The sequence below is a fragment of the Comamonas sp. DB36 genome, from assembly GCF_057914905.1.
Genome location: NZ_CP196631.1, coordinates 1,893,664 through 1,913,963, shown reverse-complemented (window position 1 = coordinate 1,913,963; position 20,300 = coordinate 1,893,664). Strand labels below are relative to the sequence as shown.

Genomic DNA, 20,300 nt, shown 5'->3' with positions numbered 1-20,300 from the left:
GATCAGCGCGCCTCCACGCTCTTGGCTGCGGCCGCCTGCTCAGCGGCGACTTCCTGCGCGGCACGGCCGCCTCCGAGTTCCTTGTCCAGCACCTTGTCGAGGCGGTACATGCGCCAGCCGTGGATCAGGAAGGCACAGATGGCCGTGGGAATGCCCCACAGCGCGACATGGATGGGTTCGACTTCGATGCCGGCTTCGCGCAGGAAGGTGACCATCAGCACGATGGCGCCGAACGCCACGAAGATGTCTTCACCGAAGAACAGGCCCACGTTGTCGGTGGCCGCTGCATTGGCGCGCAGCTTGTGGCGTATGCGCTGGGGCAGCGTGCCGTACTTGGTCTCGGCCGCGCCTTCGGCCATGGGGGCCAGCAGCGGACGCACCATCTGGGGATGACCGCCGAGACTGGTCAGGCCCATCGCGGCCGTGAGTTCACGCGCAGCCAGATACACGACCAGCAGGCGGCCGGCGGTGGCCGACTTGATGGAACTGATCCAGTTCTGTGCGTGCTGGCGCAGACCATGGCGCTCGAGCAGGCCGATCACGGCCAGCGGCAGCAGGATGATCAGCGGCAGGTTGCGGGTCTTGATGAAACCCGTGCCTATGGTGGCGAGGATCTTCTCCGGCCCGAAGCCTGCGGCAAAAGCCGTGGCGATGGCGGTGACGATCACCACCAGCATCGGATTGAAGCGCAGGATGAAGCCCGCGATGATGACGCCCACCCCGATGAGGGGCCAAAGGCTGACGTCTGCAATCATAGGAAAACCTTTCGTTGTATCCCGCATGCCGGGCCGGGGTGGGTCAGGCAGACCGCAGGCCCCTGCCCCGCTGGTCCACTTGCCCCGCGCCTGGCCCATGGGACGAAGAACGGCGCAAGGGCCGGTTTCGGAAACCAGCCCTTGCATTTTTGTTGAACAATAAATCTAAAAGGTTGAGCATTCATAAAACAATGAATGAACAATGACCCGATTGTGCAAGCCATTGGAGGGTCTGCAGAATCAGTAATTACCCTCATTTCCCGCTTGCAAGCCATGCTGCTTACCGGGGCAATCGACAGGATTGGCAGCACAATGGCGCGCAGCCCGGGCAACGGCCAGGGCAAGAACTTTCCAGATCGCCCGCATGACTTCCGCTTCCGAACTCGCCCTCCCCACCACCAGCCTCAACGAACGCGTGGCCGACATGGTCAGGCAGAAGATCGTGCAGGGGGAGTTCGTGCCGGGGCAGAAGCTGTCCGAAGCCGCGTTGAGCGAGAACCTGGACATCTCGCGCAACACGCTGCGCGAAGTGTTTCGCTCGCTGACCAAGGAAGGGCTGCTCAAGCATGCGCCCAACCGCGGCGTGTTCGTGGCCACGCCCAGCATTGCCTCGATCATCGACATCTACCGCGTGCGCCGCATGATCGAGTGCCAGGCGCTGGCCCAGGCCTACCCCTACCATCCGGCAAAGAAGCGCATGCGCCAGGCGGTCGACAAGGCGCACGCCTGCCGCGACGCCGGCGACTGGCAGGGCGTGGGCACGGCAAACATGGATTTCCACATGGCGCTGGTCGAAATGGCCGACAGCGAACGCCTCAACAGCTTCTTTTCCCACCTGCTGGTGGAGCTGCGCCTGGCCTTCGGATTGCTCAACGATCCGGAGTTCCTGCACGCGCCTTATGTGAGCATGAACCAGCGCCTGATGGAATTGGTCGAGGCCGACCAGATGGCCGAAGCCTCGGCCGCGCTCAACGACTATCTGGTGCACTCCGAGCGCATCGTGCTGGCCGTGTATGCGCGCCAGATTGCGCAGGACGCCTGACCGCCTGCGCCCTGCACCTCCCAGGGGCTTCTACAGGTGGAAATCGCCCGCGGCTTCCGGCTGGTAGAGCACTTTTTCGATACGGATACGCCGGGTGCGGTCAGGAACGCGCCAGTCGATGAAGTCGCCTTCCTTGTAACCCAGGATCGCCGTGCCTATGCCGGAGCACACCGACAGTTTGCCTGCGCTGTCGTCCGCGTCCTGCGGGTAGACCAGGGCCACCTCCACGGGCTCGTCGTCCAGCTGCAGCAAAGCCCTGGAGTTCATCGTGACCACATTGCCCGCGACTTCCTGCGCCTCGACAACGATGGCCCGCTCGATCTCATGTTCAAGCTCGAACACCGCCGCATCCTGCTCGAGCGCGACCAGACTGCTCAGGCGGGCCTTGTCGATTTCGGTGATGTAGATCCCGGTGGGATCCTGCGCAGCACTTTCGCGCAACAGCCGCAGATAGCGCTGCGAAGTCATGGAAAACGAATTCAGCGCAGGCGTTTCGCTCTCCAGCTCGAAACCGCAGCGCAGAAAGGCCTTGAGCGAGCGCGCATTTTCCACGTGGATCTTGGCCTTGAGCTTCTCGGCGCGCATCTCGAAGAAGGCCAGCTTCATGCCTTCGCGAATGGCGCTGGCACCCAGCTTGCGGCCCCAGTTGTCGCGGTCGCCTATGACCAGCACGATTTCGCAGTCGGAACCTGTCTTGACCAGGCGCACAAAACCCACTGGCACATCATGCCGGTCGTAGGCCATGAAGAACCGGCCGCCCTGGTTGAACAGATGCGTCAGAATGGGCAACTGGACCCGACCGATGACCTGCTCGATGAAGCGCGACACATTGCGCGAATCACTCAGATAGCGGATGACGCTCTCATCATCCAACCAGTCCATCAAACTCAGCGCATTTGCCCGAGTGATCTCCGGACATAGCGAAATGAAAGGCTTGCTCATCTTCACCACATTTGGTTGCAAGTATGAAAGCCCTTCATGGCCACGGCCATGACGGTTCTTTCGGGAAAGCGCTGATTCTAAGCCAAGGTGCCGATCCTAATCATCGGCGCGCCTTCGCGGCTGGAGGCGCTTCGCACACACGGGGGCCTTGGGTTGCTCCATTGCTGCGCGCGAGGAGCTTGCGCATCAACGCCTTGCAGCATCACGCCACGCCGAGCGGTTGGAACCAGAAGGTTGGCACCAGTGCATTCTGGGCCCGATGAGGAAATCAGACTCCTTGAAACCGGTGCCGGTAACGAGATTCGCCTGGATCATGATCTGGGCAACGAAAGCCGAGGCACGGGCTACGATATGATTTTGTGGATCGAGGAGGCCGTGGCACTACGTAGCTCAAACCTCCAAAAATCTATGTCCAATCCACGAATTTCTTAGGCGACGAAAAAAATGCGGGCAGGAGTGCAAGTTACCGAGCAGTCGTCAACCCGCTCGCAACTTTTTGAATAATGGAACTTGATAATTTGCTGGATGCCTCCTTCGACACGACATTTGCCGGCCGGCCAAATCTACCTTGGTGGCCTTGGGTCGGGAAGGATTTCTCAACCTCTAAGGTCCGGACGATGTTGCTCGGCGAGAGCGTCTACAACTGGGGGGACGGGTTCGTTGCGCGCTACCAGCGAACCGATGGCCTGCGGGAGACACACCGCCGTCACGCCCTCGACTATCGGCGCGACTCCCCCTATGTTCGCAATATCGAGCGAGCGATTTACTGTGCGTCCCAGCCAAGCGAGGGCCAAAAACGAGCGTTCTGGTCATCGGTGGCATACCACAACCTGGTGTTGCAGCCTCTCGAGTGCATTAAGAAGCGGCCGTGCCATAACCAATATCTGAAAGGCTGGCAGGAATTTCTTGACCTGTCCCGCTTGATGGCGATTGACCAAGGCATTGTTTATGGACTTGAAGCGAAGAAGATGGGCGCGCTAGTGGAAGCCATCAAGCTGCGCGGAGCATTCCTCAAACAGAGCCCCCTGCCATCGAAGGTTGGTAGGACGCGGCCGCGTTTGATTACTGTCGTCGACGAGGGCCGCGTGCTCAAGCTACTCTTCATTCGACACCCGAGCGCCTTCTTCAGTTGGCGTAAGTGGGCTCCGGTCATTCGCGAACATCTTCCCACTCAGCTGGATACCGTCGGCAAGACCTCGGAGGCAATTGCATGAAGACGCCACGCTCCGGGTGAATCGCACCCAGTGCGATTCAAACCACTCTTCTGCACCGTTGAAATCGGCCAAAATCAAAAAAATCGTCAACGGAGGAAAAATGAATCGGTCTTTAGCTCGCATTCATCTTGGCTTGGTCATCTTCTATGGGCTTATCGCGACATTCATCTGCACCGTGTATTTAGCTGGCGATCAATCCGATACCACAGGTATTCTGATTCTTCTTGCTATGTTCGCAGCACTCCCGACTTTGCATCTTGTAGCTTTGCGGGGTGTTAGTACTGGTCAGGCATGGGGACGCTCGCTCTCTCGCACTCTTGGTTTCTTGCTGCTCTTCGCTGTGCCTATCGGCACCATTCTTGGGATCTTCGTTCTTGTGCGAACAAGGCCCAAAGATTGGGAGCATGCGCCGTAACCATGGTCGACCAGTTCCGCATGGGCACTTATCTTGCTCAATCCGGCCAGCTGCGACCCTTGAATGTATCCCGCAGGCGACGGCTTTGGGTCGGGCCGAGCCCTTCAAGACAGCCGCGATCGGCCAGGAGCGGCCGGTCACCCCCGCTGCTCAACTTGCGCTGTAGCAGGCATTCGAATTCCATACTGCGTAGTCTTTTGCCGGCAAATGTCAGCCAGGAGGACCCGCTTGTCATGCTATTTGCAATCACGTATTCTGATGGTGTCATGTGACTGGCGAAATGATGGAGCACCATCGGGGAGCATGACCTACGTTGAGCCGATCGCCTGGGCATCTTGATAGTCCTCCCAGGAGATCCGATGACCAAAGCCTCTGGCTCTACGCCACTCCAGACCGCTTGTTACACCCCGATCCATGTACGTCATTGCCTATTTTTTAATTGAAGCTTGCAATGACCGGCATGTGCATTCCTCAATTCTGTTCGCCTGAGTCACTTGACTTAAATAGGTCGCCCATTAGAGTGCCGGCGCGATTCTACGATGTGCCTTTCAACTTCGATCGGTATCCCGGCGCCCCAGGGGTGAGCGGCTTTACCGGTGGTGCCAACTGCCAGTTGTACGCCTATGAGTTTCTGCGTGAGCACGGGTATTCCATTGGTAACTTGCGTTCCAGCAATTTGTGGGAGGATACGGAGTACACCTACGAAGTTGCTCCACCCCAAACGTTTGACATCGCGATGGTGCACGACCGCCCCGAGGCATGGGGCGCGCATGTGATGGTTTGTGTGGGGAACAACCTATTTCTGCATCTGTCCGGACGCATTGGTAGGCCAGCTGTTGAATCCTTGGATGAGATCATGGCCCGCCCTTACTACCAGTATCTTATTGGCTTCAAGCGGTGCCATTCCCCCAGCCCGACTTTGGGAAAAGACGAATGACAGGTATGGGAATAGGCTGAGCGGCATCAACCAGTCGATAGTCGTCTTCGGAGAGCGTCTGCTGACGGCGAGCTATTAGGAGACGTTCCATGCAGGAAAGCAAGCGATCTTGGAAACCGTGCGGACTGCGCCGCATCTGCGCAATCTCGCTTGGTTTTTTTGCCGCAATTACGTTCGCGCGAGCTACCGAAGAGCCTACGCAACAGCTTGCGACACCTAGTGGCACGGTGTACCGAAACATCGCGGGCCGCGACCTTCGAGTATTCGAGTTTCCGCCGCAGGCCGCCTCAGGTAGCGCGCAGCCTGCCATTCTTTTTGTACAAGGCGGCGCATGGACGCGTGGCAGCCCTGAGCAACTCTTCAGGTCGGCGAGGTACTTTTCAGACAAGGGATTCGTATCTGTAGTTCTTGAATACAGATTGGCAGACGCAACGAATTCGCCAGTCGAATCATTCTCGGATGTGTGCCATGCACTCGCGTTCATGAGGAAGAATGCAGACAGGCTTGGTCTCGCTCCATCGCGGATTGCCCTGTGGGGAATTTCGTCGAGCGGTCAACTTGTGGCTTCTGCGGCGACGGTCGGTTGCAATTCTGTAGACGGCAGCACTGGCAATGACGGCCCTGACGCCTTGCTTCTAGTCTCGCCCGTAGTGGATGCCGTTGCCGACGGGTTATTTCGTGACCTGATGAAAGGACACGGCAAACCCTCGTCCTTGTCGCCCATGCACACCTTAACCAAGAGCATCGCGCCCACCCTCATCATGCAGGGAGACGTCGATAAGACCACACCTATTGATAGGAGTCGGGCGTTCTGCGACCGAGCGCGGAGTGTCGCCAGCCATTGCGAACTCATAGCTCTTGCGGGCCAGGGGCACGTGCTTGATAAATCAGCGCGGGACCAAGTACTAGACCGCCAGGCGAGGTTTCTTCGGGAGCTCTGGAAGTGACCTGATGACCGACTACTTTGGGTTGCATCGGCCGGCTGAATCCACAGTCGAAAGCCGTCAGTGACGATAGGACCGCAGCCTCCACAGCTGAATCCAGACCCACAAAGCAAAAACCACCTGACACCAAAGCATCAAGTGGTTTTTCCCCCTGCCCTCCCCCAGCGCCCTCACGAGCGCCAGGAGCCGCTGAAGATCAGTGGAACTGCTCTTCTTCGGTGGAACCGGTCAGTGCCTTCACGCTGGAAGTACCACCCTGGATCACCGTGGTCACATCGTCGAAGTAGCCCGCGCCCACTTCCTGCTGGTGCGACACGAAGGTGTAGCCTTTTTCACGCGCGGCGAATTCGGGTTCCTGGACCATGTTCACGTAGTGCTTCATGCCTTCGCCAAAACATAAAATCCAGAATGCCAAACGCAGTAGGATTGTCGGCCGACTCCGGATTTTTTGACGATTCTGAAGATACATCTGTAATCGAATGACTATGATCATCTACAAGATCATGCTTCAATGGCTTGGGTCGTTTGCTTCAAAGGTTGGAATTTTTCAAGACCTCGTTCAGTTATGCGCGGACGATACGTCGGTGCTTTGACGTGATGGTGAGGGCATTAAGGTAATTGTAGTCGTCGCAAGTTGTGATTTCGCGGTGCAATTTAGAGAGCTTCTCGTACGGGGGATGCCCGGCATCGCGTTGCTGCTCGGCTATTCAATTCGCGTAGCCGAATATCAGATGCTCAACTGATGAGGCAGCCAATATTTATTATTTCCACCTTTATGGGAGCGAAGAATCAACCCTGTCGGAATTCGATCCGATGAGTCTTAAGGCGCGTATCGCCAGAACGCACATGGAACTCCCATACACCCAACTCAACAACTTCGAACGATACAACGCACTGAACGATGCATCTAGGCGTCAAGTCATGAGTTGGATTACCCGGTATGTCGACCGCCTGAATACCCACGATTTCACCACTCGGCGACATCACATCGATGGTAAGCCGTATCAATGCGTCCTCCTCTATCCCGGCCGTCTCTACGACAACAATAAGCCTGACTGTTGCATTGATCGGCAAGCTTCCAACTCGACAATGACCCCATCCGGCGCCGAGAGCATTGAATAGTCCCTCACCTGACGTCGCGTCCGCTGCAAAGATGCTCGAAATTTCAAAACCAGCTCGAATTTCTTGGGCGTCTAATGCTCGGCCCACGAAAACAATCGAGCCCGCGCCGCCCCCACCCCCGCCGGGCGCGGCGCCTGTGCGACCATTCGCATCTATGATCGTTTCAGATGGTAAGCGATGGCTACCGACAATCGTCAGAGTGCCTCCAGCACCGCCGCCACCGCCCCACTGGCCGCCTTCTCCGCCAACGCGAAAAGTGGCGTGTCGAAAGTCCATATGAACAGCGTTCTCTTCGTAAACTACGCTCTGCTGAATCAATACTGTCGCCTGCTCATTGGACAGTTCGGTTCCTATTTTGCTAGAGCTCTTAGCGACGGCCACTTTGAGACCCATAAGATAGCCGGCAGAATAGGTCGCCTCATTCCCTGAATCGTCGATCAGCTTGTGATGAGTACCACACATAAGAATCAGGTTTTCGAAGCCGTGTATCTGCTCCTGCGTTAGGTCATTGTTGAAACGAGGACCACCTTCGCTCTGCGCATGGATATGGCAAATCTCCCCAAGGACGGTTTGCGTTGCTGGATCTATCACGGGCGTCGAACAACCGGGAAACGCACAGCGGTTCATCGATACGGCAAACAGGCGTTTTACCGTAGAAAGGCGCGGCGCGGATGGGGTGCCGGACCGATCACGGCTGGAATTTAAGGTCATGACAGACTATGAATAGGGCTAGGCGACATAATATTAACCCAGTAACCGGACGAGTTACTTTGGCACGTTACCGGACGGCTGCTTGGCTCCACAGTATCTAACTAAGAAACTTTGACGGTTGGGCTGGCAGCAAAGGGGCGAAAGCCGCCACTTACGATAGCACTGCAGACCCTTGCAGCCGAATTCAGTCTCAAACGCAAAAAAACCATCTGACGCCGAAGCATCAAGTGGTTTTCCCCCTTTCCCTCCCCCAGCGCCCTCACGAGCGCTAGGAGCCCATAAAGATCAGTGGAACTGCTCTTCTTCGGTCGAGCCCGTCAGCGCCTTGACGCTCGACGTGCCGCCCTGGATCACCGTAGTCACATCGTCGAAGTAGCCCGCGCCCACTTCCTGCTGGTGTGGCACGAAGATGTCGTCCATTTCGCGCTCTGCGGACTCGGGGGTCCTTGCTTCATGTCAACACTCCTTCCGCCAGAGGCAGTCATTGTGTTGCATTGACCAGTTGAATCTACAGCTAGGAGCAGCCAGTGCCAGTTAGAGAAAACGAACACTTGACGCTCTAAATGAGCAGCGTGTCGAATACACTTCCGCTCGACGAGCGATTTAAATGATTGCGCGTTCAATACCTTTTATGAGTGGGTCGAACTCGCTGCCAATTTCCTTTATGTATTGCTCAATTGCGAGAGTCCGAATCACCTCTTCTTCGGCTTCGGCCTCTTTAGCTATGCAAGCCACAATCTGATGGTGATCATCAACACTATCACGCTGAAGAATCCAATCTACGTCGACTCCATATTTGCTTTTCATTAGTGCTTGAACTGCAGAATTACTGAAAACTTGAACCTCCGGCGGCTGATTTCCGGGGAATGAGAAAAGCCCCTCAGATGAGTTGGGGCCGACATCAGCATCGCGCACCGCGATTGCATTCTTCCCCGTCTTTTTTAGTACACGCACTGCTTCTCGCACAGCGTCTTTGGATCCGATGTCGTGGATAGCAACAGCCTTCAGTAACTCTCTACGCCTATTCCGAATGACTTCGGATAACAGCACTTTCGCAAAAACATCTTCGACGCAGATGTCCAGCGCTCGGACGTGCCCTGAAGAGAGAATAGAGCGAACTTGATTTGACGAAATCCGGTCTATAACTTCGACACCTTTTGTATCTCGAATAAGCAGTTTTCTGGACTCGCTTGGAAGAGCGTTAAGTATGGCACTGGAGTGTGTGGAAAGTATCACCTGATGGTGACGCCTGTTGCATACGTCAATAAGGTACTTGGTGAACTCGTACTGAGCGTTTTCGTGCAGCGATGTCTCTGGTTCCTCAAGAATAAACAGGCTTTGCTCAGGGGAGCTCTCAAGTGCATCTACGGTGTAAAGAATGCGCCCCTCTCCGAACCCCATATTGTTCTCTGAATATGAATAACCGAGTCGGGATGCAACACCTATCTCCGACTCTCGATTTTTGTGCGAAACGCCCTGGAATCCGACTGTATCGTACTTGTGCCCAATTATTCTTGCCACATGTTTTACCACCTCCGGATCAAGATCTCGTTTGTCAGTAAACGACAATGTGGCACCACTATAGACACTGAGATCTCTGCGTTCAACCTTGGGAATGTAGACAGTAAATCCGATGTAGTAGCAGTGACGCTCCGGTTGCCTTTTGTAGCCTGACCAAGCGGAGTTGGCGCGTGAAATAGTTACGTCTTGCGGCTTCTTGTGGTCGCCCGTTTCATAGGTGTATATAACCGTTGCCTTGTTTGTGATTGGCGTTGGATCAGCTACAGAAATTGGAAAGAAATCTTTGATGTATTGGCGTTTGTAGTCAACCGCAGTTAATGGCTTTCGGTACGCGCAGATCGCAAGTTGACCAAGCGTATTTTTCCCCGCCCCATTTAACCCGGAGATGGCAGCAACAGGATGGTCAAGAGTTAAATCCATTGCAGCTATGCCACGAAATCCATCAATGTGAATTTTTCGAAGGCAATGACCGAAGTTGGAGTAACGATTCTTTGACGCGTATTTTCCCTGAAGTTTTTTGTTGGAGTCAGCCATGCTTGTCCCCAAGTTGAGTCACCGTAATGTTTGCCGCATCATTTGCGCACACATGTGCAACCAATAGTATAAATGAGACTTTAAGCAATCGCTTGCGCAGAAGTGTAGGGATCGCGGCTTAGAGCGGCTACACTACCCTTGATACGTCGTTAATTCGCCTTGTCGTACGGGGTGTCCTGGCTGAGACAAAGCACCTAGTCTCAACCGCAAATCTAACGATTTTCTGGGTTGTGTTAGCTGCTCTTAGGGTCGAAGGCAGTCGGTCACGAAAGGGTTGCAGGCCCTTGCAGCCGAATTCAGTCTCCAATGCAAAAAACCACCTGACACCAACGGCATCAAGTGGTTTTCCCCCTGCCCTCCTGCCCTCCCCAGAGCCCTCCCGAGCGCCAGGAGCCTACAAAGATCAGTGGAACTGCTCTTCTTCAGTGGAACCGGTCAAGGCCTTCACGCTCGACGTGCCGCCCTGGATCACCGTGGTCACATCGTCGAAGTAGCCCGCGCCCACTTCCTGCTGGTGCGACACAAAGGTGTAGCCCTTTTCACGCGCGGCGAATTCGGGTTCCTGGACCATGTTCACGTAGTGCTTCATGCGACACTAAGAGCAAACTCTTAACGGCCCACTTATGCACCGACTGCGAAGATTTATTAACTCCAGACAGTCCCTGGCCACCGCTGTTTCTGTTTTTCTAGGGCTGGTGCTGTCGGTCGTTCATGATGCTATGCAACTGGCGCTGCTTCCCCTCGGTGAGTGGGCTCGTGTCAGCTTTATGGCACGACCAGACACATCCGACCTTACTGCGGGCGCGGTCAATTTCTCGTTTCAAGCCATCTCGTTTGGCGCGGCATCACTGCCAACTCTTCTAGTGATGCGAGCGCTCCTTGATTTCAGAACTTTGCGGCACCCAGCCATCGCATTTTTCACATATTACGGACTGACTCTATGGTGGTTCCCGCTTGGACTGGTCGTCGGATTCAATCCCGAAATACTGCCAGTGTTGCCCCTCATTCCAATTGGCATTCTTGCGCACGTGCTGGTCTTCTTTCCAGGCGCGCATCTGGTCGCGCGAGTGTCTAGGCCGCACATCTCCGAAGCAAATCTTAAACGATCCTGATTTGCGCGCTCCAGTAATCAAAAGCCAGACTTATCCCTCACGGTCTACCAGACGCAAATAAATGCCTCGCGATGGAATGGCGTCTCCTGGTCGACGGAGGTCTGAGAAGGAACAACGTTTGAGCCATATGCAAAGCATGAGCGATCTAACCTCCAAAGACTGCAAAGGATGAATACAAGAATGCCGGTCTTAGCTCCATACCGCAGAATCCATTCACACAACGCAAAAACCACCTGACACCAACGGCATCAAGTGGTTTTTCCCCCCTGCCCTCCCCCAGCGCCCTCGCGAGCGCCAGGAGCCAATAAAGATCAGTGGAACTGCTCTTCTTCGGTGGAACCCGTCAGCGCCTTCACGCTGGAAGTACCGCCCTGGATCACCGTGGTCACATCGTCGAAGTAGCCCGCGCCGACTTCCTGCTGGTGCGACACGAAGGTGTAGCCCTTTTCACGCGCGGCGAATTCGGGTTCCTGGACCATGTTCACGTAGTGCTTCATGCCTTCGCCGTTGGCGTAGGCGTGGGCGAACTGGAAGGTGTTGAACCAGTTGATGTGGATGCCGGCCAGCGTGATGAACTGGTACTTGTAGCCCATGGCCGAGAGTTCTTCCTGGAAGGAAGCAATTGTCTTGTCGTCGAGGTTCTTCTTCCAGTTGAACGATGGCGAGCAGTTGTAGCTCAGCAGCTTGCCGGGGCAGGCGGCATGCACGGCCTGGGCGAATTCGCGGGCAAAGCCCAGATCGGGCGTACCGGTTTCGCACCACACCAGATCGGCGTAGGGAGCGTAGGCCACGCCGCGGCTGATCGCCTGCTCGACACCGTTGCGCACGCGGTAGAAACCTTCCTGGGTGCGCTCGCCGGTCAGGAACGGCTTGTCATTGGCGTCGTGGTCGGAAGTGATCAGGTTCGCGGCTTCGGCATCGGTGCGCGCCAGGATCAGCGTGGGCACGCCCATCACGTCGGCGGCAAAGCGTGCCGACTTCAGCTTCTCGATCGCTTCCTGCGTGGGCACCAGCACCTTGCCGCCCATGTGGCCGCACTTCTTCACTGCAGCGAGCTGGTCTTCGAAGTGCACGCCGGCAGCGCCCGCGGCAATCATGTTCTTCATCAGCTCGAACGCATTGAGCACGCCACCAAAACCGGCTTCGGCATCGGCCACGATGGGCAGGAAGTAGTCGATGAACTCGGCGTCGCCGGGGTTCAGGCCGCGGCCCCACTGGATTTCATCGGCGCGCTTGAAGGTGTTGTTGATGCGGCGAACCATGGTGGGCACCGAATCGTAGGCGTACAGCGACTGGTCGGGGTACATGGTCTCGGAGCTGTTGCCGTCGGCGGCGACTTGCCAGCCCGACAGGTACACGGCTTCGAGGCCGGCCTTGGCCTGCTGCATCGCCTGGCCGGCGGAGATCGCACCGAACGAATTCACATAGCCCTTCTTGGCGCCGCCGTTGACCTTTTGCCAGAGCTTTTCAGCGCCGCGCTGGGCCAGCGTGTGCTCGGGTTGCAGACTGCCGCGCAGGCGGACCACGTCGGCGGCAGAGTAGCCGCGCTTGATGCCTTTCCAGCGGGGGTTTTGCGCCCAGTCCTTTTCCAGTGCGGCGATTTGCTGTTCACGGCTCAGTTGTTGCGTCAGCGATTGGGGCATGTTGTTTCTCCAAGGACTCAAGGTTGATGAACTTCGCGGGAGCATTTCTGCCGCCCTTGGAGACTACTTTAAATTTATTTCAGAAAAATAGCATGAGTCTTATGTCTTATATAAGAGATAAGAGTTGTATATAAATCAATGACTTGCGATCGTTTTTCGCATTGCGAAACAACATTTCTCGTATTGATATTTTTTTGTGCGCTGCAGCATTTGTCTTTTCCACATTATGAAAACGATATTTCAGCAGGCAAAATTTGCTTGGGCTGGTCGCGATCCGGGACAGCGCCGATGCGCCCACAGGCTAGGCGCAGACGGAAAATAGAATGCAGGCATGGGCCGCCCGCGCCTGGCGAATACACGCGTGGCCGGGGCAGCGAGAAAATGGGTCGTCAAGGCAGTGCGCGCTGGGCGGCGATGACTAGGCTTGCCCCGCCCGGTTGTCGACATGTGGCGTGCCAGGTGCAGATCGCCAGCGTCCGCAAAGCCTGGTCGCTCAGCCGCGGATCTCTTCGGAAAGAACTTCCCAGCGGTCGCCGACGCGGCGCCAGTATTGGCGCAGGGGCAAGGTCTTGCCGGTCTTGCGGCTGCCGATCTGCATGTCGACGATGCGCACTTCGCCTTGCGTATCCTTCCAGGAATAGACCGACAGGTCCTGCACGCCAATGTCGGCGATGCGGAAGAACTCCAGCAGGCGGGCCCTAGGCGCATGTTCAGCTCCGGGCTCCTGTCCGTACATTTTCGCGAGAAGCAGCGGATCGGCGCTTTTCCAGGCCTGTTGCCAGTTGTCCAATACATGCACGAAGGTATCGGCGGTCTTGGCATTCGCGCGTTCGGACGGCACGGTCCACTGCAGCTTGTCGCGTATCAGCACCGGTGTCTGCCGATCAAGCGTCTTCATCAGCAGGATAAGGTCGGGATTGGCCAGCACGATGCAGCCGTCGCTGGCTTCGGGCAGGCGCGCGAACTGGTCGGGCGGTGAGCCATGCAACCAGATGCCGTCGCCCGATCGTTCCACGGACTTGTCCCAGTCATTGGGGTAGTTGAGCGTCAGCGCCCCCTTGCCATAGAACTCGGGCAGGCGCGGCCCCGGAATCTGGCGGCCGATGAAGTACACACCCTGCGGCGTGCGCTGGTCGCCTTCGAGCGTCTTGCCCATGCCGAACTTGCCGATCGAGATGTAGAAGTCGCCGATCAGGCGCAGCCTGCCCTTCTCATGACGGAAAAGGTAGAGCCTGGACTTGCTCGCATCGATGGCCACGGCATGGCGCACCGATGCGCCCAGCGCCTGGAACTCGCGCGGCACGCTGCCTGCCGGCGCCGGCAGCACGCCGGCGCCATGCACGCGGCGCTGGAGTTCCTTTTGCAAGCCATGCGCCTGCTCCTGCAACTCCTGCGGTGGCGCAGGCGTCGCCTTGGGGTCGGCCGGCACATGCTTGACCAGCAGCTGCGTGACTTCGGACGTGGGGGCATTCGCCCATCCGGTCATGCGCCCGGTCTTGAAGCGCAGCAGATCCGCATAGACCAGTTGAGCAGCGCGAAAGTTTGGAACATCCGCGGTGAGTTGGGCCGCCCCCTTCAGCGCCGCGTCCAGTTCCTGGCGTTTGACCAACTGGACGATCTCCAGCAGGCGCGCTTCGGCGGTATCGGGAACCAGGGGCGTTGCGGACGTGGAAACGGCTAGCGCGCCGGCCGCTCCCGCGGCACCGGCTGCGGCGGCAATTTTGGCGCGGGTCCCGGGCTTGGGCTCGACCGCGCGTTTGGCGGGTTTCACCGACGTGTCCAGCTTGGAGTTCTTGGCCGGCTTGGCAACCGACTTCGACTTCTCGTGCCTCGCCTGCGCCTGGGCGGTCGAAACAAAGGCCGTACTGCCGCCAATCATGCATAGCAACAGCAGCGCTCGACAAAACGACCTTCTCATCAATATTCTCGACAGTTCTCTTCTACAGGCGATGCGCGCGGAGACGGGGAAAACGGCCGGCTTCAGCCGCCCGTGCTTTCACGCACGATGCGCCATGCGCCGCGCTCATGGCGCATCGACAACGTCTTTCGCGTGGTGGTGTTCAGGCTGCCCGCCACATATTTCTGGCGGAACTTGGCCGTGGCCTCGTCACCCTTGACGGACACCTGGATGTTCTGCAGCGAGATCGAGATGCCGCTCTTGCCCACGATGCGCACGCGCCGGTCTTCTTTCCACTTGGCAAGGCTGGCGCCGTTGGCCGGAGTGAACTTTTCGCTGTAGGCATCAAGGTAACCCTGCATGTCCTGCTTTTCCCAGGCAGTGACCCAGGCATTGACGGCTGACTCGACTTCGGCGGCTTCCTTGGCCACGGCAGCCTTGGGCTCGGCTGCGGGTTTGGGCTCGGGCTTGGCCGCAGGCGATGCCTTGGGTTCGGGAACCACAGCCGGCTTGACGGGCGCCGCAGCGACGGCCACCGGTGGCGCGACAACGGGTGCGGCCGCAGCAGCGACGACCGGCGCGACCGGCGCGACCGGCGGCGCTGGCGGCTTGGCGACGACCTTGGGCTCGACCTTGGGCTCGACCTTGGGCTCGACCTTGGCCTCGACCTTGGGCGTGGGCTTGGTTTCAACCACAGGCACGGGCTTGGCCTCGGCCTTCACTTCTGGCTTGACTTCAGGCTTGGGCGCGACGGGCGGCTTCGCGGGCGCGGCAGCCGCGGTGTTGGCCTGCGCCACGACGGTCTTGGCGGAGTTCTGGGAAGTGGGGACCAGTTGCGTGATCAACGCCAGCTTGGCAGGAATGGTCTGGCGTGAGGCGTCCAGTTGCAGGGCTTTGGAATAGGCTTCGCTGGCCATGCGTGCATACAGGTCGCCCAGATTTTCATGGGCGGTCGTGTAGCTGGGATTGGTGCGAATCGCCTGTTCAAGCGCTTCGGCCGCCTTGCGCTCCTGGCCCTCGGCCGCATACAGAACGGCCAGGTTGTTGTAGGGCTCGGGCATGCTCGGGTATTCCCGAACCAATGCAGAAAAAATCTTGATGGCCTGCGCACTCTGTTTTTGCTCCGACGCAATCACGCCGCGCACGAAACGCATTTCTACATCACCAGGATTTTGCTTGAGGTAGCTGTCGGCCTGCGCTGCTGCCTGCTTGGCATTGCCCTGATCCAGCAACTTCGTCACTTCATCCACAGCGCGCGAAGCATGGGCGGGCATGCTGCCCAGGGACAGGCAGCCCAGCAGCACGGCCAGCACAGGCCTTGAAAAACGCGCGGGCACAGCACTGCGTTTACGCAACATAACCTGGGATGCAATCTGCATATGGCGCTCTTCTCTTTACGCAATGAATGGGAGGGGGAAATGGAAGCGGGACTTGTCGCCCAAGCGGGGGTCGGCGCAGCTGCCTGACCATGCAGCCAAACCCTATCAATTGTATACCGCGCCCTCTCTTTCCATGGCCGGAGAAGCATCTATCCGGCAATGCAGGGCGCCGCGGAGCATGTCAGTGTCAGCGCCGGACCGGCGGTGTGACCGATGCGCGAGCGCAGCGCCGACCGCGAAAACGATACGCCACAAACACCAGACGTTACGGAACATACGCCGTAACACGTACCGGAACACGCGCCACAACGCGTCCGCGCTTTGCTCGCACATCGTTCAGAAAAAGAAAAATATCATTTAAATCAACAGCTTACAAATATCTCAAAGCCCAGAAAAGGACATGCGGCGACTGGCACACATATTGCGAAAAACCATGCAGACGAGCTTTATGGCCCGCGACGTTGCTTACCGATTGAACGATCAACCCTATCTGGAAAGAGCATATGACGACCTCTGCAACACAACCCTCCGGCACCGCCATCGCCCAACTGAGCACTTCCCAGCCTGGCGGATTCAGTATGGCTCCCGCTACGGGCGTGGCGGCCGCGGCCACGCCTGGGCCGGTCGTCATTTCGCAAGCCTCATCGGGCGTTCAAATCATCCGCGACGGGCAAGCCATGGCGGCGCAGGCCGGCAGCAGGCTGCAAATCGGCGACAAGATCATCGTTCCACCCGAAGGCTCGGCAAAGGCCATGTTCTCGGGCAGTGAAGGCCAGCAATTGGTGGGAACGTTCGCAGGCGGCACCGAAGCCACGCTCAGCCTGCGCCCCACGGACGACGGCGCGGGCGTGATGGCGCTTGATCTGGCCTCGGGGGACGTCAATGTGGCCCCGGTGGGGTCGGACGCCGTAGGCCTTGTGGTGACCAAGGAATCGTCCGATGCCGGTGGCTGGGTGCTCGGCGACTTTCTGCTCGCAGGCCTGGCCGGCCTGGGTGCTGGCGCGCTGATCGCCTCCAACAATGACGATGACGATGACCAGCCACCGCCGGTCCAACCGACAAACCCTACCGATCCGACCAATCCAACGGACACGACAAGCCCGACAGATAGTACCAATCCGACGGATTCCACAAATCCCACGGACTCGACCAACCCTACCGATCCAACGAATCCAACCAATCCTACGGATCCCACCAATCCGACCAACCCCACGGATCCGACAGACCCTACCAATCCGACGAATCCGACCAACCCCACGGATCCGACAGACCCTACCAATCCGACGAATCCGACCAACCCCACGGATCCGACGGACCCTACCAATCCTACGAATCCGACCAACCCCACGGATCCGACGGACCCTACCAACCCTACGAATCCGACCAACCCCACGGATCCGACGGACCCTACCAATCCTACGAATCCGACCAACCCCACGGATCCAACGGACCCTACCAATCCTACGAATCCGACCAACCCCACGGATCCGACGGACCCGACCAATCCTACGAATCCGACCAACCCCACGGATCCGACGGACCCTACCAACCCTACGAATCCGACCAACCCCACGGATCCGACCAATCCGACCGACGGCCCTGACGGCAATGGCTTGATCACCGAAGTTCAAACCGCTGTCGATACGCTGTTGGACGGTACTGTCGCCGAGCCGGTGATTGATCTGGTCAACGCGCTGGTCGACCCGGGCGGCAGCACGCTGAGCACCATCACCGGACTGCTGGAGAATCTGACAAACACTCAGGGCGGACTGGGGGCGCTGACAACACTCGCAAACGGCCTGTTGAACGTCGAAGGTGAAGGTCTGGCTCCGTTGATCGACTCGCTCAATGGGCTGGCGGCCGGCGCGGCGGACAGTTCGGGCAGCGGTGGACTGCAGAATGTGGTGAATCAGGTGGTCGGCGGCCTGCTGGGCGCCGGCGGCCTCGGTGGATTGCTGGGCGGACTGCTCACGGGAGGCAGCAATGGCGGCGGCGATGGCCTGATCGCATCGACGCAGAACATCGTCGACAGCCTCGCAGGCGGCACGGTGGCCGCGCCCGTGGCGGATCTGGTCAATGCCTTGATCAACCCCACCGACGGCACGCTGTCGGCAGTGACCAACGCGCTGGAAAGCCTGACCAGCGCCGACGGCGGTCCACTGGGTGTACTCACGGAACTGGTAGATGGGCTCGCGACGCTGCCGGGCGAAGGCCTTGAGCCTCTCATTGACACGCTCAACGGCCTGATTGGTGGACTGGCAGGCGCCGGAGATGGCGCGGGCACGCTGCAGGATGTGGTCGAGGGAGTTCTCGGAGAAGGCGCAGCGCTGGGTGGCTTGCTCGCCGAAGGCGGCCTGCTGGCCGGTGTAGGCGACCTGCTGGGGAGCCTGTCGGGAGGTACAGGCGGTGGATCGGGAGAAGGCAGCGGTCTTGTGACCACGGCCCAGGAAGTCGTCGACAACCTGCTGGGCGGCACCGTGGCCGAACCCGTCGCCAGCCTCATCAACGCACTGACCCACCCCACCGACGGCACGCTGGCCACAGTGACCGACGCACTTGAAAGCCTGACCAACACCGACGGCGGCCCCCTGGGCGTGTTGACGGAGCTGGTCGCCGGACTGACGACGCTGCCGGGTGAAGGACTGGCCCCTCTGGTCGAGACGCTCAATGGCCTGGTGAGCGGACTCGCCGATGCCGGCAACGGTGAAGGTGCGCTGGGCGGCGTGGTCGAAGGCCTGCTGGGCGAAAACGGCACGCTGGGCGGATTGCTTGCCGAAGGCGGCCTGCTGGCCGGCGTCGGAGACCTTTTGGGAACCCTGTCGGGCGGCACCGGCGGTGGCTCGGGAGAAGGCAGCGGCATAGTGACCTCGGCCCAGGATGTGATCGACAACCTGCTCGGCGGTACGGTGGCAGAGCCGGTTTCCAATCTGCTCGACGCGCTGCTGTCGCCCACGGACGGCACCCTGTCGGTCGTGACCGGAGCGCTCGAGGAACTGACCAACACCGCAGGCGGGCCTCTGGGCGTGCTCACCGAACTGGTCAATGGCCTGACGCAAGTACCTGGCGAAGGACTGGAGCCCGTGCTCGGTGTGCTGCAGGACCTGATTGCCGGCATTTCCGAGAACGGTGCAAGCCAAGGCCTGACCGACATCGTGGCCGGCGTGCTGGGTGACAACGGCTTGCTCGGCGGCCTGCTGGGCGGCGATGGTGGCCTGCTTTCCGGCGTGGTCGGTGAAGACGGTCTGGTCGGCGGCCTGCTGGGCGGCGACGGTGGCCTGCTCTCCGGCGTGGTCGGTGAAGACGGCCTGGTCGGCGGCCTGCTGGGCGGCGACGGTGGCCTGCTCTCCGGCGTGGTCGGTGAAGACGGTCTGGTCGGCGGCCTGCTGGGCGGCGATGGTGGCCTGCTTTCCGGCGTGGTCGGCGAAGACGGTCTGGTCGGCGGCCTGCTGGGCGGCGATGGCGGCCTGCTTTCCGGCGTGGTCGGCGAAGACGGTCTGGTCGGCGGCCTGCTGGGCGGCGATGGTGGCCTGCTCTCCGGCGTGGTCGGTGAAGACGGTCTGGTCGGCGGCCTGCTGGGCGGCGATGGCGGCCTGCTTTCCGGCGTGGTCGGCGAAGACGGTCTGGTCGGCGGCCTGCTGGGCGGCGACGGCGGCCTGCTCTCCGGCTTGGTCGGTGAAGACGGCCTGGTCGGCGGCCTGCTGGGCGGCGATGGCGGCCTGCTTTCCGGCGTGATCGGCGAAGACGGTCTGGTCGGCGGCCTGCTGGACGGCGATGGCGGCCTGCTTTCCGGCGTGATCGGCGAAGACGGTCTGGTCGGCGGCCTGCTGGGCGGCGATGGTGGCCTGCTCTCCGGCGTGACCGGCGACAGCGGATTGCTGTCCGGCCTCACGGGCAGCCAAGGTCTGATCGGCGGTTTGCTGGGTGGCGGCGGCTTGCTCGGTGGCCTGCTCGGCACCAGCGCTTCGCAGGCCCTGGCCAGCGCCGACTCCGTGGAGCAGTCGATTGCCACGGCGATCAGCAGCCAGGCGGAAGCTGGCAGCGGCCTTGCTTCCATCCTGCCCCAGTCGCTGCATAACAACCTGCTCGCCTGATCCGCTCCACCCCAACGCCCATGTCGCCGCTCCACTGAAGC

At 59.1% G+C, this 20,300-nt stretch carries 16 protein-coding genes, 2 pseudogenes and 1 riboswitch; of the genes and pseudogenes, 8 read left to right on the top strand and 10 right to left on the bottom strand.

Annotated features, from left to right (window positions below; translation table 11 throughout):
- Positions 1–2 precede the first annotated feature (2 nt).
- Positions 3–755, bottom strand: coding sequence for a DUF969 domain-containing protein (locus tag ACSVDO_RS08815; protein ID WP_332538648.1), 753 nt, complete (start codon positions 753–755; stop codon positions 3–5).
- A 364-nt stretch (positions 756–1,119) separates the two neighbouring features.
- Here ACSVDO_RS08815 and ACSVDO_RS08810 point away from each other — a divergent pair, with 364 nt between their 5' ends.
- On the top strand, positions 1,120–1,797 hold the full coding sequence (locus ACSVDO_RS08810) for a GntR family transcriptional regulator (RefSeq protein ID WP_332538647.1): 678 nt from the start codon (positions 1,120–1,122) through the stop codon (positions 1,795–1,797).
- A 30-nt stretch (positions 1,798–1,827) separates the two neighbouring features.
- On the opposite strand, the gene ACSVDO_RS08805 is transcribed toward ACSVDO_RS08810, so the two are convergent.
- On the bottom strand, positions 1,828–2,739 hold the full coding sequence (locus ACSVDO_RS08805) for a bifunctional GNAT family N-acetyltransferase/nucleoside diphosphate kinase regulator (RefSeq protein WP_332538645.1): 912 nt from the start codon (positions 2,737–2,739) through the stop codon (positions 1,828–1,830).
- 87 nt (positions 2,740–2,826) lie between these two features.
- On the opposite strand from ACSVDO_RS08805, the gene ACSVDO_RS08800 reads away from it, so the two are divergent.
- The 5 genes from ACSVDO_RS08800 (at position 2,827) to ACSVDO_RS08780 (ending at position 6,252) form a co-directional block, all read left to right on the top strand.
- Positions 2,827–3,171, top strand: a complete 345-nt coding sequence (locus tag ACSVDO_RS08800) for a cyclic-phosphate processing receiver domain-containing protein (RefSeq protein ID WP_489595947.1) — start codon at positions 2,827–2,829, stop codon at positions 3,169–3,171.
- Between the two features lie 71 nt (positions 3,172–3,242).
- On the top strand, positions 3,243–3,953 hold the full coding sequence (locus tag ACSVDO_RS08795; protein WP_489595945.1) for a hypothetical protein: 711 nt from the start codon (positions 3,243–3,245) through the stop codon (positions 3,951–3,953).
- Positions 3,946–4,368 carry a hypothetical protein gene (locus tag ACSVDO_RS08790; RefSeq protein WP_489595944.1) on the top strand — a complete coding sequence of 141 codons (423 nt, stop codon included), beginning with the start codon at positions 3,946–3,948 and terminating at the stop codon, positions 4,366–4,368. The genes ACSVDO_RS08795 and ACSVDO_RS08790 overlap by 8 nt, the downstream gene beginning before the upstream one ends.
- A gap of 258 nt (positions 4,369–4,626) precedes the next feature.
- A riboswitch (ZMP/ZTP riboswitch) is annotated at positions 4,627–4,707 on the top strand.
- 202 nt (positions 4,708–4,909) lie between these two features.
- Positions 4,910–5,305 (top strand): hypothetical protein, encoded by a 396-nt coding sequence (locus tag ACSVDO_RS08785; protein ID WP_489595942.1) that lies wholly within the window; start codon positions 4,910–4,912, stop codon positions 5,303–5,305.
- An 89-nt stretch (positions 5,306–5,394) separates the two neighbouring features.
- The gene (locus ACSVDO_RS08780; protein ID WP_489595941.1) at positions 5,395–6,252 is read left to right on the top strand and encodes an alpha/beta hydrolase; all 858 of its coding nucleotides are present in this window, start codon (positions 5,395–5,397) and stop codon (positions 6,250–6,252) included.
- A gap of 193 nt (positions 6,253–6,445) precedes the next feature.
- On the opposite strand, the pseudogene ACSVDO_RS08775 reads toward ACSVDO_RS08780, so the two are convergent.
- The 5 genes and pseudogenes from ACSVDO_RS08775 to ACSVDO_RS08755 form a co-directional block, all read right to left on the bottom strand.
- Positions 6,446–6,640, bottom strand: a pseudogene (locus ACSVDO_RS08775) (isocitrate lyase); the annotation flags it as partial.
- Positions 6,641–7,038: 398 nt separating this feature from the next.
- The gene (locus ACSVDO_RS08770; RefSeq protein WP_489595940.1) at positions 7,039–8,082 is read right to left on the bottom strand and encodes an HNH endonuclease; all 1,044 of its coding nucleotides are present in this window, start codon (positions 8,080–8,082) and stop codon (positions 7,039–7,041) included.
- A 285-nt stretch (positions 8,083–8,367) separates the two neighbouring features.
- The gene (locus ACSVDO_RS08765) at positions 8,368–8,502 is read right to left on the bottom strand and encodes a hypothetical protein (RefSeq protein WP_489596463.1); all 135 of its coding nucleotides are present in this window, start codon (positions 8,500–8,502) and stop codon (positions 8,368–8,370) included.
- Between the two features lie 183 nt (positions 8,503–8,685).
- Positions 8,686–10,137, bottom strand: a complete 1,452-nt coding sequence (locus ACSVDO_RS08760; RefSeq protein WP_489595939.1) for an ATP-dependent nuclease — start codon at positions 10,135–10,137, stop codon at positions 8,686–8,688.
- Between the two features lie 403 nt (positions 10,138–10,540).
- A pseudogene (locus ACSVDO_RS08755) lies at positions 10,541–10,726 on the bottom strand (isocitrate lyase); the annotation flags it as partial.
- A 34-nt stretch (positions 10,727–10,760) separates the two neighbouring features.
- On the opposite strand from ACSVDO_RS08755, the gene ACSVDO_RS08750 reads away from it, so the two are divergent.
- A complete protein-coding gene (locus ACSVDO_RS08750) occupies positions 10,761–11,249 on the top strand; it encodes a hypothetical protein (RefSeq protein WP_489595937.1) in 489 nt (162 codons plus the stop codon).
- A 311-nt stretch (positions 11,250–11,560) separates the two neighbouring features.
- Here the strand turns inward: ACSVDO_RS08750 and aceA are convergent, their stop codons facing one another.
- From aceA to ACSVDO_RS08735, 3 genes are all read right to left on the bottom strand, one after another.
- Positions 11,561–12,892: an isocitrate lyase gene (aceA, locus tag ACSVDO_RS08745; RefSeq protein ID WP_489595935.1), complete on the bottom strand. Its 1,332-nt coding sequence runs from the start codon at positions 12,890–12,892 to the stop codon at positions 11,561–11,563.
- A 493-nt stretch (positions 12,893–13,385) separates the two neighbouring features.
- Positions 13,386–14,771 (bottom strand): L,D-transpeptidase family protein, encoded by a 1,386-nt coding sequence (locus ACSVDO_RS08740; RefSeq protein ID WP_489595933.1) that lies wholly within the window; start codon positions 14,769–14,771, stop codon positions 13,386–13,388.
- A gap of 101 nt (positions 14,772–14,872) precedes the next feature.
- Entirely contained in the window at positions 14,873–16,147 is a 1,275-nt protein-coding gene (locus tag ACSVDO_RS08735; RefSeq protein WP_489595932.1) for a L,D-transpeptidase Cds6 family protein, read from the bottom strand.
- Positions 16,148–16,746: 599 nt separating this feature from the next.
- Between ACSVDO_RS08735 and ACSVDO_RS08730 the strand changes: the two genes are divergently transcribed.
- Positions 16,747–20,259: a hypothetical protein gene (locus ACSVDO_RS08730; protein WP_489595930.1), complete on the top strand. Its 3,513-nt coding sequence runs from the start codon at positions 16,747–16,749 to the stop codon at positions 20,257–20,259.
- Positions 20,260–20,300 lie beyond the last annotated feature (41 nt).

Excerpts from the sequence above, each read along its gene's own strand:
- ACSVDO_RS08730 (WP_489595930.1), top strand. The coding sequence starts at position 16,747 with ATGGCTCCCGCTACGGGCGTGGCGGCCGCGGCCACGCCTGGGCCGGTC.
- aceA (WP_489595935.1), bottom strand. The coding sequence starts at position 12,892 with ATGCCCCAATCGCTGACGCAACAACTGAGCCGTGAACAGCAAATCGCC.
- ACSVDO_RS08765 (WP_489596463.1), bottom strand. The coding sequence starts at position 8,502 with ATGGACGACATCTTCGTGCCACACCAGCAGGAAGTGGGCGCGGGCTAC.
- ACSVDO_RS08750 (WP_489595937.1), top strand. The coding sequence starts at position 10,761 with ATGCACCGACTGCGAAGATTTATTAACTCCAGACAGTCCCTGGCCACC.
- ACSVDO_RS08770 (WP_489595940.1), bottom strand. The coding sequence starts at position 8,082 with ATGACCTTAAATTCCAGCCGTGATCGGTCCGGCACCCCATCCGCGCCG.
- ACSVDO_RS08795 (WP_489595945.1), top strand. The coding sequence starts at position 3,243 with ATGGAACTTGATAATTTGCTGGATGCCTCCTTCGACACGACATTTGCC.
- ACSVDO_RS08815 (WP_332538648.1), bottom strand. The coding sequence starts at position 755 with ATGATTGCAGACGTCAGCCTTTGGCCCCTCATCGGGGTGGGCGTCATC.
- ACSVDO_RS08760 (WP_489595939.1), bottom strand. The coding sequence starts at position 10,137 with ATGGCTGACTCCAACAAAAAACTTCAGGGAAAATACGCGTCAAAGAAT.
- ACSVDO_RS08805 (WP_332538645.1), bottom strand. The coding sequence starts at position 2,739 with ATGAGCAAGCCTTTCATTTCGCTATGTCCGGAGATCACTCGGGCAAAT.
- ACSVDO_RS08780 (WP_489595941.1), top strand. The coding sequence starts at position 5,395 with ATGCAGGAAAGCAAGCGATCTTGGAAACCGTGCGGACTGCGCCGCATC.
- ACSVDO_RS08735 (WP_489595932.1), bottom strand. The coding sequence starts at position 16,147 with ATGTTGCGTAAACGCAGTGCTGTGCCCGCGCGTTTTTCAAGGCCTGTG.
- ACSVDO_RS08740 (WP_489595933.1), bottom strand. The coding sequence starts at position 14,771 with ATGATTGGCGGCAGTACGGCCTTTGTTTCGACCGCCCAGGCGCAGGCG.
- ACSVDO_RS08810 (WP_332538647.1), top strand. The coding sequence starts at position 1,120 with ATGACTTCCGCTTCCGAACTCGCCCTCCCCACCACCAGCCTCAACGAA.